The organism is Achromobacter sp. SIMBA_011 (assembly GCF_046535435.1).
Lineage (GTDB): Bacteria > Pseudomonadota > Gammaproteobacteria > Burkholderiales > Burkholderiaceae_B > Achromobacter > Achromobacter dolens.
This window is the reverse complement of the sequence record NZ_JAWRWN010000404.1, coordinates 1-275: the sequence shown is the minus strand read 5'-3', so window position 1 is coordinate 275 and position 275 is coordinate 1. Positions and strand designations below refer to the sequence as shown.

General features: G+C 61.8%; 1 pseudogene. It reads left to right on the top strand.

Annotated features, from left to right (window positions below):
* Positions 1–275: pseudogene (locus SB816_RS31485) on the top strand (MFS transporter); the annotation flags it as partial.

The window sequence follows — 275 nt, the reverse complement described above, 5'->3', positions numbered from 1 at the left end:
ACGCGGCCGAGCTGCAGTACATCACCGAAGGGCGCCCTGTCGTGACCGCACGCGAGCGCTTCGACTGGCGCATGGCGCTGCGCCTGCTCGGCTACCGGCAGATCCTCGCGATCTGTCTCGGCAAGTTCTGCAACAACACGCTGCTGGTGTTCTTCACGACCTGGTTCATGACCTACCTGGTCGAGGAACGGCACATGTCGATGATCAAGGTCGGCTTCTTTCAGGCGATGCCGTTCATTGGCGCGACGTTGGGAATCCTGATCGCCGGCTACCTG